This window comes from Actinophytocola oryzae (genome assembly GCF_004364325.1).
Lineage (GTDB): Bacteria > Actinomycetota > Actinomycetes > Mycobacteriales > Pseudonocardiaceae > Actinophytocola > Actinophytocola oryzae.
The window spans coordinates 81755-95197 of sequence record NZ_SOCP01000021.1; the positions used below are offsets into that span (position 1 = coordinate 81755).

The 13443-nt window shown below is 70.2% G+C and carries 12 protein-coding genes; 4 read left to right on the forward strand and 8 right to left on the reverse strand.

Features of this window, described 5'->3' with window-relative positions; translation table 11 throughout:
- Positions 1–27 precede the first annotated feature (27 nt).
- Entirely contained in the window at positions 28–576 is a 549-nt protein-coding gene (locus CLV71_RS38945) for an AMIN-like domain-containing (lipo)protein (RefSeq protein WP_166664437.1), read from the reverse strand.
- A 133-nt stretch (positions 577–709) separates the two neighbouring features.
- Between CLV71_RS38945 and CLV71_RS38950 the strand changes: the two genes are divergently transcribed.
- Positions 710–2935, forward strand: a complete 2226-nt coding sequence (locus tag CLV71_RS38950) for a DUF6351 family protein (RefSeq protein WP_133907950.1) — start codon at positions 710–712, stop codon at positions 2933–2935.
- A gap of 193 nt (positions 2936–3128) precedes the next feature.
- Here CLV71_RS38950 and CLV71_RS38955 read toward each other — a convergent pair whose 3' ends face one another.
- Positions 3129–4025 (reverse strand): TIGR03619 family F420-dependent LLM class oxidoreductase, encoded by an 897-nt coding sequence (locus CLV71_RS38955; protein WP_133907951.1) that lies wholly within the window; start codon positions 4023–4025, stop codon positions 3129–3131.
- 81 nt (positions 4026–4106) lie between these two features.
- Here CLV71_RS38955 and CLV71_RS38960 point away from each other — a divergent pair, with 81 nt between their 5' ends.
- The gene (locus tag CLV71_RS38960; RefSeq protein WP_133907952.1) at positions 4107–4430 is read left to right on the forward strand and encodes a winged helix-turn-helix transcriptional regulator; all 324 of its coding nucleotides are present in this window, start codon (positions 4107–4109) and stop codon (positions 4428–4430) included.
- On the opposite strand, the gene CLV71_RS38965 is transcribed toward CLV71_RS38960, so the two are convergent.
- The 6 genes from CLV71_RS38965 to CLV71_RS38990 all read right to left on the reverse strand — a co-directional run bounded on the left by CLV71_RS38965 (position 4419) and on the right by CLV71_RS38990 (position 10568).
- Complete coding sequence (locus CLV71_RS38965; protein ID WP_243867188.1) at positions 4419–5273, reverse strand: EamA family transporter; 855 nt, start codon at positions 5271–5273, stop codon at positions 4419–4421. The genes CLV71_RS38960 and CLV71_RS38965 overlap by 12 nt on opposite strands.
- Before the next feature lie 203 nt (positions 5274–5476).
- Positions 5477–6979 carry a flavin-containing monooxygenase gene (locus tag CLV71_RS38970; RefSeq protein ID WP_133907954.1) on the reverse strand — a complete coding sequence of 501 codons (1503 nt, stop codon included), beginning with the start codon at positions 6977–6979 and terminating at the stop codon, positions 5477–5479.
- An 80-nt stretch (positions 6980–7059) separates the two neighbouring features.
- Positions 7060–8028, reverse strand: coding sequence for a glycine betaine ABC transporter substrate-binding protein (locus CLV71_RS38975; RefSeq protein WP_133907955.1), 969 nt, complete (start codon positions 8026–8028; stop codon positions 7060–7062).
- Positions 8025–8801 carry an ABC transporter permease gene (locus CLV71_RS38980; RefSeq protein WP_133907956.1) on the reverse strand — a complete coding sequence of 259 codons (777 nt, stop codon included), beginning with the start codon at positions 8799–8801 and terminating at the stop codon, positions 8025–8027. Before CLV71_RS38980 ends, CLV71_RS38975 begins: the two co-directional genes overlap by 4 nt.
- Positions 8798–9928: an ABC transporter ATP-binding protein gene (locus CLV71_RS38985; RefSeq protein ID WP_243867190.1), complete on the reverse strand. Its 1131-nt coding sequence runs from the start codon at positions 9926–9928 to the stop codon at positions 8798–8800. Before CLV71_RS38985 ends, CLV71_RS38980 begins: the two co-directional genes overlap by 4 nt.
- Positions 9921–10568 carry an ABC transporter permease gene (locus CLV71_RS38990; protein WP_133907957.1) on the reverse strand — a complete coding sequence of 216 codons (648 nt, stop codon included), beginning with the start codon at positions 10566–10568 and terminating at the stop codon, positions 9921–9923. Before CLV71_RS38990 ends, CLV71_RS38985 begins: the two co-directional genes overlap by 8 nt.
- A gap of 226 nt (positions 10569–10794) precedes the next feature.
- On the opposite strand from CLV71_RS38990, the gene CLV71_RS38995 reads away from it, so the two are divergent.
- Positions 10795–11982, forward strand: coding sequence for an acyl-CoA dehydrogenase family protein (locus CLV71_RS38995; protein WP_133907958.1), 1188 nt, complete (start codon positions 10795–10797; stop codon positions 11980–11982).
- Between the two features lie 51 nt (positions 11983–12033).
- The gene (locus CLV71_RS39000) at positions 12034–13341 is read left to right on the forward strand and encodes an NAD(P)/FAD-dependent oxidoreductase (protein WP_133907959.1); all 1308 of its coding nucleotides are present in this window, start codon (positions 12034–12036) and stop codon (positions 13339–13341) included.
- Positions 13342–13443: the final 102 nt, after the last annotated feature.

Sequence of the window (13443 nt, forward strand, 5' to 3'; positions counted from 1 at the left end):
TTCATGGCCCCCACGGCTGTGAAGGCGTCACCAGAAGTGCGCGACGTCCACGACGACGCGGTCGCCGAGGGTGAACACGCGGAACGGCAGCCGGGCCCGAACGCCGATACCTACGCTCGTCGTGCCCTCCCACGAACCGGCCCACACGACCTGGCGGAACGTCTGGTATCCGGTCACGTCCACCAGCTCGGCGCGGTTGCCGTAGAAATAGGTCTGTTCACCGGTTTGCTGGTCGTACGCGGAAGCGCCGACGACGACCTGCAGCTTCGCGCCACCCCGCACGGGGATGACGTTCCCGGTCGCGTCCTCGGTCACCTCGTCCACATAGGACATCCAGAAGCCGCTGGCCGGCGCGGGGACGCGGAGGTCGAACACCAGCCGGTCGTAACAGTCGTGCTGCCCCGAACGGATGTCGACGAGCGTCGCGCCGGTCGACATCGGCGCCGACTTCTCGTTCGAGCCCCACGTGATGCCGCAGTACGGCTCGGCCGGTGCCGCGCTCGCCGGCGCGGCGGCGAGCGTCACCGTGGCCACGGCGGCCAGCGCGGCCACCACGGACATCGTCCTACGAAACATGATCGAACCCCCAGGTCGACTTCGGTTGCTGTCCGGTACACGCGTGGCGTACCCCCGGGCGTTGCCCGGTATTGACGATTCGTCCGGCGCCCGCCTAGCGTGACGGGTCGCGCGCGAGAGCCGGGAGGACGCGATGAGGCGTCGTTTTGCCGTTGTGGTGGCGTTACTGGTCTGCCTCGGCGGCACGGAGGCGGCGGCGTCTCCGCCCGACCGGCATGGCGGCCGTGACGGACTGCGGCTGGCGGTGCTCTCCGGTCCCGCCGAGTACGTCAGCGGCGGCGCCGCGCGGATCCGGGTGGACGTGCCGCGGTCGGTGGCGTCCGATCGGGTGAAGGTCACGGTCGACGAGACGGACGTGACCCGCGACCTCGTGCGAGGCCGGCACGCGCTCGAAGGGGTGCTCCACGACCTGCCGCTCGGCGCGAGCACCGTCACCGCGTCGGTGTCACGGCACGGGAAGGTGTCGCAGCGGCTGGTGAACCACCCCGTCACCGGGCCGATGTTCTCCGGACCCCAGCAGCCCGACTTCTTCTGCTCGACGCCGGAACACCTCGCCGGGTTCGACCTTACGGGCCCGTTCCTCGACGCCGACTGCTCGCTCCCGACCAGGGTCGACCACTACTACCTGTCGACGGGCAACGCGTGGCGGCCGTACGACAGGACCGCGCCGCGCCCGGCGGACATGAGCACCACCCCCTCCGGCGTCGACTTCGTGATCCGCTGGGAACGCGGCACCATCAACCGCTTCGTCTACTCGATCGCGGTGCTCGACCCGGAGGCGACCGGGCCGGGAACGCTGCCGCACTGGAACCGCAGGCTGATCTACTACTTCGGCGGCGGCGTGGCGATCGGCCACTACCAGGGCTCGAACAACCAGAGCGAGTCGCGGTACACCTACGGGCTCGGCCAGGGTTACGCGGTCGCGTGGTCGACCGGCACGAAGACCAACACGCACTACAACCTGGTGCTGGGTGGGGAAACCGCGATCATGGTGAAGTCGCGGTTCGTCACCGAGTACGGCGAGCCGGCGTACACGGTGGGGCTCGGCGGTTCGGGTGGCGGCATCCAGCAGTACGTATACGGCCAGAACCACGAGGGCCTGCTCGACGGCGCGATCCCGCAGTACTCGTACCCGGACATGGTCACGCAGACCATCCACGTCGGCGACTGCGAGCTGCTGGAGCGGTGGATGGACCTGCAGGTGCGGCAGGACCCGTCGTCGAAGTGGCGGCAGTGGTCCAACCGCACGCTGCTGGAGGGGCTCGCGTCCTCGGACACCGTGGCCAACCCGTACCAGCCGCTGACGCCGTGGCTCGCGGCGCCGGGCTCGACGGAGTGCGTCGAGGGCTGGCGCGGACTGTCGCCGCTGGCGTTGAACCCGGAGTTCGGCACGGCGCCGGGCATCACGCCGGAGCAGCAGGCCTCGGTCGAGTGGACACACTGGAACGACGCGGTGAACGTCTACGGCCGCGATCCCGCCACCGGCTACGCACGGTCCACCTGGGACAACGTCGGCGTGCAGTACGGCCTGAAGGCGTTGACGGACGGGAACATCACGCCCGTGGAGTTCCTGGACCTGAACGCGTCGGTAGGCGGGTGGAAGCAGTCGCAGGACGCGGTGCAGGAGGGCTGTCCGTTCGTCGCGGCGCTGTGTCCGTCCGATGTGGACGTGTGGAGCGCTCGGAACGTCAACCCGCCGGACGCGAACGGCGTGCGGCCGAGGACCGAGGGCAGCGTCGACGCGATGCGTGCCGCGTACCGCTCGGGCATGGTGTTCGACGGCCGGATCGACATCCCGGTCATCGACTGGCGGCACTACCTGGACGAGGAGCTGGACATGCACAACGCACGCCAGTCCTTCGCGTCCCGCCAGCGGATGCTCGACGGCCAGGGCAGTGCGGCGAACCAGGTGGTGTGGTTCACCGACGCACGGCCGGCCCGCGCGTTCGACCAGACGCCGATGGCGTTGGCGGTCATGGACGAGTGGTTGGGCAACATCGGCGCGCACCCGTCGCGGGGGGTGGTGGGCAACAAGCCGCGGGAGGCGGTGGACAGCTGCTTCGCCACGGACGGCACGCTGTTGTACCGGGGGAGGGACGCGTGGCGCGGCATCCTCGACCGCGGCCCGGCCGGCCCGTGCACCCAGCGGTTCCCGGTCCACGGCACGTCCCGCACGGTCGCGGGCGGTCCGTTCGACGAGCAGCTGTTCAAGTGCGCCCGCCAACCGGTCCGCACGGCGATCGCCAGAGGCGTGTACGGCTCGTGGCGCCCCACGGCCGAGGACGTCACCCGGCTGGAGCAGATCTTCGCGACGGGCGTGTGCGACTTCCGCATGCCGGACGTGGGCAGACCCCACTGACCGCACCCCAACGCGCCGAAAGGCTCCATCAGCACGGCCGCCGCGTTACGAAGGCTCCCTTCGGTACGGCCAGCGTTATGAAGGCGTCCTTCGGTACGGCCAGCGTTGCGAAGGCTCCCTTCGGTGCGGTCGGCGTTACGAAGGCGTCCTTCGTAACGCCCAGGGTTACGAAGGCGTCCTTCAGTGCGTCGGGTCAGCGGGCCTTGGCCAGAGTTGCCTCGATTAGCTTCAGTAGCGTGTCCACGTCGTCCGCCTGGTACATGAGGTCGACCAGCACGTGCCGGACCTCGGTCTCCGCCTCGACCCGTGCGATCATCGCCGCCACGTCGTCGACGACCGTGTCGGTGCGGACGGTCGGGTAGATCCGCAGGATCATGTCCAGCGCCGCCGGGTCGCGGCCGGCCTCCGTCGCCATCGCGCGGATCGCCGCCAGCGGCTGGTTCACGGCCGCGTCCAGGTCCGTGAACTGCGGCAACGCCACCGCCGGCAGCCAGCCGTCGGCGCGGCGAGCCACGCGGCGCATGGCCGCCGGGGCGAAACCGGCCAGGTAGACCGGCGGGCGGCGGGTCGGCTTCAGCGTGGCCCGGGTGGCGGGCAGCCGCCAGTGCCTGCCCTCGTACTCGGCGGGATCCGCCGTCCACAGCTGCTCGAGCACGTCGAGGGTCTCGTCGAGGCGGGCGCCCCGCTCGTTCAGCGGGACGTTCACGGCCTCGAACTCCTCGGGGGACCAGCCCGCGCCCAGACCGGGCACCAGACGGCCGCCGCTCAGGACGTCGAGTGTCGTCAGCGCCCTGGCCAGGACGGCAGGCGGGTACCACGGGGTGTTCAGGATGTTACTGCCGATCGTCACCCGCTCCGTCGCGCTCGCCGCCACGCCCAGCAGCACGAACGGGTCCAGCAGCGCGCTGAACTCCTCCGGGAACGTGTCCCCGCCGTTGTAGCCGACCTTCGGGTCGACGGGGGAGAGCAGCCGGTCGATCACCCACAGGCTGTCCGCCCCGAGCTGCTCGACCTCGCGCGCGTACCGCGCGACCTGCGGCGCCTGCCACGCGACCGCCCCGGTCTGCGGCAGCGTGAATCCGATCTTCATGGAAGCTCCTCCAGTAGATGTGACTAGCTCGATCATAGTCGCTTCGAAAAGAGAAGTAGCTCCGCGAGGTAACATCACCCCATGACCGAGGACGAGTGCGTGCGGGGTGACGCTGCCCTGACGCGTGCCTTCGCCATCCTCGGCACTCGCTGGACCGGCCTCCTGCTCGGTCAGCTCGGCCACGGCCCCGCCGGCTACCGCGAGCTGTCCCGCGCCGTCGGCAGGGTCAGCGACTCCGTCCTCTCCGAGCGGCTCACCACCCTCTGCGAGGCGGGCCTCGTCCGCAGGACGGTCATCGAGGGCCCGCCGGTCGCCGTGTCCTACGAGTTGACCCCGGCAGGCTGCGCACTCATCCCCGTGCTCGGCCAGATCTCCGCCTGGGCGGACGAGCACCTACCCGCCTGAGCCTGCCTTGCCCGGGCGGTGCGCCGCGACCCCGGCGACGACCAGCACCACCCCGACGACCTCCTTCGGCGACGGGATCTGCGTCAGCACCACGATCCCGATCACCGTCGCCGTGGCGGGCAGCAGCGCGACCATCAGCGCGTAGGTCGCCCTCGGCAGCCTGGCCATCGCGAGCTGGTCGGCGACGTACGGGATGACCGACGAGCAGATGCCCACGCCGACCGCCGCGGCCAGCGTGACCAGGCTCGTGAACGCGGGCACCGCCTCCGCGATGCCGATGGGCAGCGCGATCGCGGCGGCCAGCAGCATCGACAGCGCGAGCCCGTCGATCCCCGGCACCGCCGCTCCGCGGGACACCCGGTGGCCCAGCACGATGTAGCCGGCGAACAGCACCGCGTTGACCGCCGCGAACGCGATGCCGAGCGGGTCGGCGACCAGTCGCACGTCGGTCAGCAGGTAGACGCCGGCCACCGCGGCCACGAGCGCCAGGAGGTTGCGTCCTGTGCGGGCGGCAAGCGCGGCCAGGACGATCACCGGCAGGAACTCGATCGCGGCGACGGTGCCCAGTGGCAGCCGTTCGAGCGCGAGGTAGAAGGCGCTGTTCATGACCGCGAGCACCGCCGCCCAGCCGACCAGGAGCAGCCGCATGGGCCGGTCGAGGCACCGCCACTGTCGCCACGGGCGTCGCCACGACGCGAACACCACCGCGGCGGACGCGATGCGCAGCCACGCGACGCCGAGTGCCTCGACGCGGGCGAACAGCAGTACGGCGAACGCGGGCCCGAGGTAGTGGAACACCGCGCTGACCACGAAGTACATGTGCGGCGGCAGTGATCGTGGCATACGCATATCCTGGAAAGCGAACCCGCTTGAGGCCAGACGTGATCGAAGGAGAAGAGTGATCCGCGGCTACCGCGTCGACATCGACCCAACCGCACCTCAGGGGAACGTGACGCAACCCGGCCACGAGCGCGTGACCAGACAGAACCTTCTGTTCCCGGCGTGACCAACACCTTTGATCGCGGGGAGGCGGGTTGGTCAGACGATCAGCTCGATCGTCGTGTCAACCCCGGTGCCGCCCCGTAACCCCGGGCCAGGCGACGGAGCACGGTCGGCGTGATCTCGCGGTAGGCCCTCGGGTCGACGGGGATCAGCCAGTGCGCGGCGCGGGTCCGCGCGGGGATGTTGACGTTCAGGTCGCCGAGCACCTGGTCCACGTTGTGCAGCGACAACGGGATGATCTTCGTGCCCCGGCAGTGCGCGTCACCGGTCGTGTGGTCGAGGAACGACACCTGGTCGATGACGGCCCTGCGCATGGCGGCAGGCTCGGGAAGCCGGAGCGCACCAGCGAGGTCCGCGGCGATCCACACCGCCGCCATCTCGGTGTTGAGCGTGCAGAAGAACGACGACGCGTACCCGTTGAAGTACAGGCCGGGCACGTCCACCGGCCGGATCTGCCGGTACAGCAGGAAGTTCCCGCGCTCGTCGAACAGCTCGGCCCGCACCTTCTCCGGCAGGAACGGCACGTCCTGCGTGTACCCGGTCGCACACACGACGAGATCCGCGGGCAGCACCGTCCCGTCGCTCAGCTCGGCCGACGGCACACTGTCCCGCGCGAGCAGCCGCACGACCGTGCGGTCGCGGTGGACCCTGATCGTGCCAGCGGCCACGCCCTCGAAGAAGCCCTCCGTGGCCAGGCCGCTCGCGCCGCGGACGATGTCCTCCATCTGACCCGGCGGCACGAGCCCGAGCGTGTCGAGCCCGAACTGCCGCACCGACACGTCGCCGATGCCGTTGATCATCCTGCGGCGCAGGCGGTTGGCCGGCCCGTGCAGGAACTTCTCCAGACCGCGCGGGTGCGGCGAGCGGAACAGCGCCTCGCCGAGACGGGTCAGCAGCAGCATCTTGTAGTTGACGAGCCCGCCGACCCAGCGCGGCATCTTCCACACCAGGGTCCGCGCGACCACGCTGGTGCTCGCGGCGACCTCGCTGATCGGCACGGTGATGTCGCAGGCCGACTTGCCGTAGCCGACGACCAGCACGTGCCTGCCGCGTGCTTCCTCGGTGTCGTGGAAGTCGGGGCCCGCGCACAGCCGCCCGCCCGCCGCCTCGAACTCGGCGCGTCCCGGGTAGGCGGGCACGTCCGGCTGCGAGAACACCCCGTTGCAGACCACGAGCTGGTCGAACGACTCGGGCCGGTCCGTCTCGACGGTCCACCCGCCCCCGCTGGGGTAGGCGGCCGTGACCTCGGTGCCGAGCCGCAGCGGGATGCGGAAGGCCTGCGCGTAGGCGGTGAGGTAGGCCTGCACCTGCTCGCCGGACGGCCACTCGGGGAAGTCCTTCGGCATGGGGAAGTCCGAGAAGGCGTACTGGTCACGCGGGTTCTGCGTGACGAGCCCCGGGTAGCGCCGCGTCCTGCTCCACACGCCGCCGATGTCCGGTGCCTTGTCGAACACGACGACCTCGTACCCGGCCTGGCCGAGCACCTTGGCGGTGGCGAGCCCGGCGATCCCGGCTCCGATGATCCCGACCCGGTCCCCAGCTGTCACCGCTACCTCCGTTCACGCCGTCCCTTAGACCTACCGCACATCCATGGCGGCGGGAAAGGCCCCGGTAGGGCGGGAGGCCGCTACTTCCGCGTGACGAAGCCCTCCTTGACCAGCCAGTCCCTGGCGACGACCGCCGGGTCGTCACCGTCGCCGTCGATCTTCACCGACAGGTCCAGGATCGTGTCGTTGTCGAGCTTCGCGGCGACCGGGTTCAGCACGTCCGCGAGTTCGGGGTACTGGTCGAGGAACTCCGTGCGCACGGTCACGGCCGCGTTGTACTGGGGGAACGTCTTCTTGTCGTCCTCGAGCACGGCCAGGTCCAGGGTCAGGATGCGGCCGTCGGTGGTGAAGACCTCGCCGAAGTTGCACGTGCGTCCGCCGGCCAGCGTGGCGTAGATGGCGCCGACGCCGAACGTCTTGAGGCCGGAGCCGGGCAGGTCGAAGCCGTACTTCTTCTGCGCGCCCGCCAGGCCGTCCTGGCGGCTGATGAACTCCGACTCGAGGCAGAAGGTGCCGAGCGAGGGATCCTGTTGGAGTAATGCCACCATGTCCGACATCGTGCGCAGCTTGTGCTGGTCCGCGAACTCCCTGGTCGTGGCGATCGCGTACTTGTCGTTGACGGGGGAGTAGTCCAGCCAGGCGATGCCGAACCGCTCCTCGTCGGCCTTCTTCACCGCGTCGTACTGGGCCTGCTCGTCGGGGATCGGCACGGTCTCCTGCTGGAAGTTGATCCAGCTGGTGCCGGTGTACTCCCAGTACAGGTCAACGTCGCCGACCTCGAGGGCCTGGCGGACGCTGGGGGAGCCCTGGATGTTCGTCAGGTCCTCGACGTCCGCGCCCGCGGCGGCCAGCGCCACCTCGGCGATGTAGCCGAGCAGGATCTGCTCGGTGAAGTTCTTGGAGGCGACCTTGATGGTCACACCCTGCAGCTCGGGCACCGGCCTGATGGAACCGGGGCCGACCTCGAACGGCAGCTTGTAGCCCGCGTCGAGCCCGCAGCCCGCCACGAGCGCCAGGGTGGCCACGAGACCGAACAGGCGGCGCCTCATCGCAGCCCCTTCGGGCCGAGGTAGCGTTCGGCCAGCGCGCCGAGCCAGTCGACGAGCAGCGCCAGCCCCACCGCCAGCGTCGCGCCGGTGAGCAGGACGGTCGTGCGGGCCACCTTGTAGCCGGTGTCGATGACGAAGCCGAGGCCGCCGCCGTTGACGAACAACGCCAGCGTCGCGGTGCCGACGGCCAGCACGAGCGAGGTACGCAGGCCGGCGAGGATGAGCGGCACGGCGAGCGGCAGCTCGACCCGTCGCATGACGGTGAACGACGACATGCCGATCCCGCGTCCCGCGTCCACAAGGGACGGATCAACCTGCTGGATGCCCACCATCGTGTTGCGCAGCACGGGAAGCAGCGACACGAACGCCAGCGGTACCGCCGCCGCCCAGACGCCTTCCTGTTCGGTCCACAGGAAGTACAGGACCACGACGCCGATCGCGGGCGCCGCCTGGCCGACGGTCGCGATGCCGAGGAAGACCGGCACGATCGGTCTCGCCCAGCGGCGGGTGAGCACGATGCCGAGCGGGATCGCCACGACGACCACGAGACAGGTCACGGCGACGGTGATCAGCACGTGTTCCCACGTGGCCCGGAGCAGGGTCGTCGAATTGAGCGTGACCACCTCGATGGCGTCGAGGTCGCTGGAGAACGCCCACACCAGCACCGCGCCGACCAGCACCACCGCGACGATCGGCTGCAGGAGCAGGCGGGCGATCTCCGCCCTCCGGGAACCGGAGCCGGTGGTGAGAACGGGGTCGGTGACGGCGGTCATGAGCTGTGCTCCTCACGCAGCTCGCGGATCTTCGCCACGACCGTGTCCAGCTGCACCAGGCCGACGTACTCGCCGCGCGACCCGGTGACCACCGCGTCGCCGCCCTCGGTGAGGATCGCCTCCAGCGCGTCCTGCAGTGTCGACTGGACACTCACGTGGTCGCCGACCGGGTTTCCCGTCGCCGCCAGCGAACTCGCACCCAGCTGTCGCAGGTGCACCCAGCGGCTTGGCCTGCGCTGACCGTCCAGCACCAGTGCGAACTTCCTGCCGTCGGCCTCGAGCCGTTGGCGCAGCGTCGAAGGCGACTCGTCCTCGGTGGCCGTCACGGCCTGGGCCATCTCGATGTCCCGCACCCGCAACAACGTCAGCTGCTTGAGTGACGCGCCCGCCCCGACGAAGCCGGCGACGGTGTCGTCGGCCGGGTTCGCCAGGATCGCCTCCGGCGTGTCGTACTGCAGGATCCGCGACTGGTCGCCCAGCACCGCGATGCGGTCGCCGAGCTTGACCGCCTCGTCGAAGTCGTGTGTCACGAACACGATCGTCTTGCGCAGCTCCGACTGCAGGCGCATCAGCTCGTCCTGCAGGTTCCCGCGCGTGATCGGGTCGACCGCGCCGAACGGCTCGTCCATCAGCAGTACCGGCGGGTCCGCGGCGAGGGCCCGTGCCACGCCGACGCGCTGCTGCTGGCCGCCGGAGAGCCGACGCGGGAAGCGGTCCCGGAACTGCGCGGGGTCCAGGCCGACGAGGTCGAGCATCTCGTCCACCCGCGCGGCGATCTTCGGCTTGGCCCAGCCGAGCAGGCCCGGCACCACGCCGACGTTCTGCGCGACGGTCAGGTGCGGGAACAGGCCCGCCTGCTGGATCGCGTAGCCGATCCGTCTGCGCAGCGAGTCCGGGTCGATGGACAGCGCGTCCTCGCCGCCGATGGTGATCCGGCCGCTGGTCGGCTCGATCAGGCGGTTGATCATGCGCATCGTGGTCGTCTTGCCGCAGCCGGACGGACCGACGAAGATCGTCGTCTCGCCCGGGTTGATGGTCATGGTGAAGCCGTCCACCGCGGCGTCCCGCTGTCCCGGGTAGCGCTTGGTGACGTCCTCCAGCTCGATGCCGACCGACTGTTCAGCCACGGATCCCCCTCGACGTGGTGAGACGAGCGACGACGAGGTAGACCCCGTCGATGACCAGGGCGATGACCACGATCCCGAGCGTGCCGGCCAGGGCCTGGTTGGTCGCGTTGGCGGCGCCCGCGCGGTTGAGGCCGGAGAAGATCTCGGTGCCGAGGCCGGGTCCCTTGGCGTACGCGGCGATCGCGGCGATGCCCATCAGCATCTGCGTGCTGACGCGCATGCCGGTGAGGATCGCGGGCCACGCGAGCCGAAGCTCCACTGTGGTCAGTACCGACACTCTGCTCATGCCGATGCCCCGCGCCGCGTCGGTGACCGCCGCGTCGACGCCCGCGAGCCCGACGATCGTGTTGCGCACGATCGGCAGCAGCGCGTACAGCACGAGCGCGGTCACCGTCGGCGCGACACCGAGGCCGACGAACGGGATCAGCAACCCGAGCAACGCGAACGACGGGATCGTGAGCACCGCGCTGGCGAGCCCCGTCGCGACGACCGACCCGATCGGGCTGCGGTACACGGCGACGCCGACGAGCACGCCGATCACCGCGGCGACCACCGTGCACTGGATCACCACGCTGACGTGCTGGTATGCCTCGACGGCCAGCCTCGACCACCGGTCCCCGACGAACTCCCAGAGAGTCATCCCTGACCACCTTTTGCCCCGACGACGACCGCTCCGCTGCCGGTGAACGGTCGCCTCTGCCGGTCCACCGTTCCGCACAGTTGACCTTGCTGGCAAGTCGTGCGGTGTCCACTCGGTGGAATTCAACCATCGTGACCAGCGGGAACACCGGAACAAACCCGAGCCGGTGGCCGTCGGTGGCATGGCGAACTAGGCTGGGTCGTGCCTGACACATCTGGGGGAACTGATGAGTCTGTTGCACGTCAGCCAGGAGTTCGACGAACTCACCCGCCGGATCGACGACATCGCGCCCGTTCTCCGTGCCGAGGCCGAGAAGAGCGAGGCGCTGCGCAGGCCGACCGACGAGGTGGTGCGTGCGCTGAAGACGACCGGCGTGCTCAGGATCGGGATCCCCGAGGAGCTCGGCGGGTACGAGTTCTCGCCGACGCAGGTGGTCCGGGCCATCGAGAGGCTGTCCTACCACGACGCGTCCGTCGGGTGGGCGGTGATGGCACTGCAGATGGTCACCGGCTGCACCGCGTCCTACCTCGGCGCCGAGGCCGTCGCCGACCTGTACGAGGACGTGCCCGCCGGGCGGCACGCCGTGCTCGCGGGCCAGGGCACGCGTCTCGGCACGGCGGAACGGGTCGACGGCGGCTACCGGATCAACGGGCACTGGGGCTTCGCGTCGGGAATCCCGCTGGCCACGCACATCCACACCGCCGCGTTCTGCGCCGAGACCGGGCAGGCGCTCGTCTTCAGCTTTCCCAAGGAGAAGGCGCGGCTGATCGACAACTGGGACGTGCTCGGCCTGCGTGCCACCCACAGCATCGACTACGCGTGCGAGGACGTGTACGTCCCGGCGACACACGTCTTCGAGGCCACCACCACGGACAACAGGCACGGCGGCGCGATCTACCGCATGGGCCTGGTGAACCTCGCGGTGATCTGCCACACCGGCTGGGCACTCGGTGTCGGCAGGCGCATGCTCGACGAGCTGAGATCGTTGGTGGCCGGGAAGACCGGCACCCACAACGCGTCGGTGGACACCGGGTACTTCCACGCCGCCTACGCCGAGGCGGAGGCCCGGTACCGGGCGGCACGCGCGTGGGCCATGGAACTGTGGGCGGACAACGAGAAAACGCTCGACAGCGGCGATCTCCTGTCCACGGGACAGGAGACGCTCACCAGGCTGATGCTCAACAACACCACGTGGTCGGTGCAGTCGGTGGGCCAGACGGTGTACCAGTGGGCGGCCACCACGGCGCTGCGCCGGGGCGACCTTCAGCGTTACTACCGCGACCTCAACTCCGGCACCCAGCACATCACCTCCGGCCCCGTTCTCCTGCAGAACTGCGGGAAGGCGCTGGCCGGTCTCGCGCCGGACGCGCACTGGGAGTTCCTGGACCTGGTGTCCCCCAAGGAGAACGCCTGACAGCGCACGCTGGGAGACGTCGGCCCCGCCCCGGGTTGTCAGGCTGTGGGGATGAGCGGACGCGGTCAGGCAGTGGTGCTCGGCGGGAGCATGGCGGGCATACTCGCCGCGCGGGTGCTCGCCGAGACCTACGAGCGGGTGACGGTCGTCGAGCGTGACCGGTTCCACGCGGACGCCGACCACCGGCGTGGCGTGCCGCAGGGACACCACTTCCACACGCTTCTGTTGCGTGGCACCAGGCTCCTCGACACGTTGTTCCCCGGCCTGTCCGACGAGCTGGTCGAGGCCGGTGCCGTGCGGACGAACCTGCTGGGCCAGGCGCGCGTGGTCCTCGCGGGCCACGAGCTGTGCCGGGTGACCACCGGACACACCATCCAGCTGACACGTCCACTGCTGGACCGGCACGTGCGGGCACGGCTCGCCGCCGTCCCGAACGTCAAGCTGCTCGACGGCTGCGAGGTCGGCGGCCTGCGCACCACCGGCGACCGGGTCACCGGCGTGCGGGTCGCGCACCGCACCGGGCGGGTCGTCGCGGAGACGATCACGGCGGATCTGGTCGTCGACGCGATGGGCCGGGCGGGGCGGACCGCGTCCTGGTTACCCGGACTGGGTTTCGACGCGCCGCCGCAGGAACGGATCAAGGCCGACATCGCCTACGTCAGCAGGCTCGTGCGGTTCCCCGAACACGCCCGGCCCGCCGACCAGCTGGTGCTGGTCGGTGCGGTGCCGGGACGGCCACGCGGGTTCATCCTCGGCAGGCAGGAGGACGACCGGTGGATGCTCACGGTCGTGGGCATGGCGGGGGACCACCCGCCGACCGACGACGCGGGCCTGCTCGACTTCGTCGCGACGGCGGCGCCGGCGGACGTCATGGCGTCGATCAGGGCCGCCGAGCCGGTCGAGGAGCCGAGCACACACCGGTTCCCGGCGAGCGTGTGGCGCCACTACGAGCGGCTGCGCCGGTTCCCGGCCGGGTTGCTGGCCTTCGGTGACTCGATCTGCAGCTTCAACCCCGTCTACGGCCAGGGCATGACGGTCGCGGCACTCGAGGCGGACGCGTTGCGCCGGTGCCTCGCCGACGGCGAACAGGACCTGGCCCGCCGCTTCCACCGCGCCGCGGCACGGATCGTCGCGCCCGCGTGGCAGCTGAACGCGGGCGGGGACCTCGCACTGCCCGAGATCGAGGGCCACCGCCCGCTGTCGGTACGCCTGGTCAACCGGTACGTCGCGCGCCTGCAGCGCATCGCCGAGCACGATCCCGTTGTGGCGGCCACATTCCTCCGGGTGGCCGGGCTGCTCGCCCCACCGTCGTCGATGATGGCGCCCCGCATCCTCGCGAGGGCGCTCACCCGCCGTTGACACAGTCCACCGTGGACGACGAGTCGATGCGACTGTTCGGGCCATTGTGACCGAAGGCCCGTGGACCTATGAATGAGAAGACGGGTTTCGTTGCGACTGGGG

Bases quoted from the DNA above. Each gene is read 5' to 3' on its own strand.
- CLV71_RS38995 (WP_133907958.1), top strand. From the start codon at position 10,795: ATGAGTCTGTTGCACGTCAGCCAGGAGTTCGACGAACTCACCCGCCGG.
- CLV71_RS38990 (WP_133907957.1), bottom strand. From the start codon at position 10,568: ATGACTCTCTGGGAGTTCGTCGGGGACCGGTGGTCGAGGCTGGCCGTC.
- CLV71_RS38960 (WP_133907952.1), top strand. From the start codon at position 4,107: ATGACCGAGGACGAGTGCGTGCGGGGTGACGCTGCCCTGACGCGTGCC.
- CLV71_RS39000 (WP_133907959.1), top strand. From the start codon at position 12,034: ATGAGCGGACGCGGTCAGGCAGTGGTGCTCGGCGGGAGCATGGCGGGC.
- CLV71_RS38965 (WP_243867188.1), bottom strand. From the start codon at position 5,273: ATGCCACGATCACTGCCGCCGCACATGTACTTCGTGGTCAGCGCGGTG.
- CLV71_RS38980 (WP_133907956.1), bottom strand. From the start codon at position 8,801: ATGACCGCCGTCACCGACCCCGTTCTCACCACCGGCTCCGGTTCCCGG.
- CLV71_RS38945 (WP_166664437.1), bottom strand. From the start codon at position 576: ATGTTTCGTAGGACGATGTCCGTGGTGGCCGCGCTGGCCGCCGTGGCC.
- CLV71_RS38955 (WP_133907951.1), bottom strand. From the start codon at position 4,025: ATGAAGATCGGATTCACGCTGCCGCAGACCGGGGCGGTCGCGTGGCAG.
- CLV71_RS38950 (WP_133907950.1), top strand. From the start codon at position 710: ATGAGGCGTCGTTTTGCCGTTGTGGTGGCGTTACTGGTCTGCCTCGGC.
- CLV71_RS38975 (WP_133907955.1), bottom strand. From the start codon at position 8,028: ATGAGGCGCCGCCTGTTCGGTCTCGTGGCCACCCTGGCGCTCGTGGCG.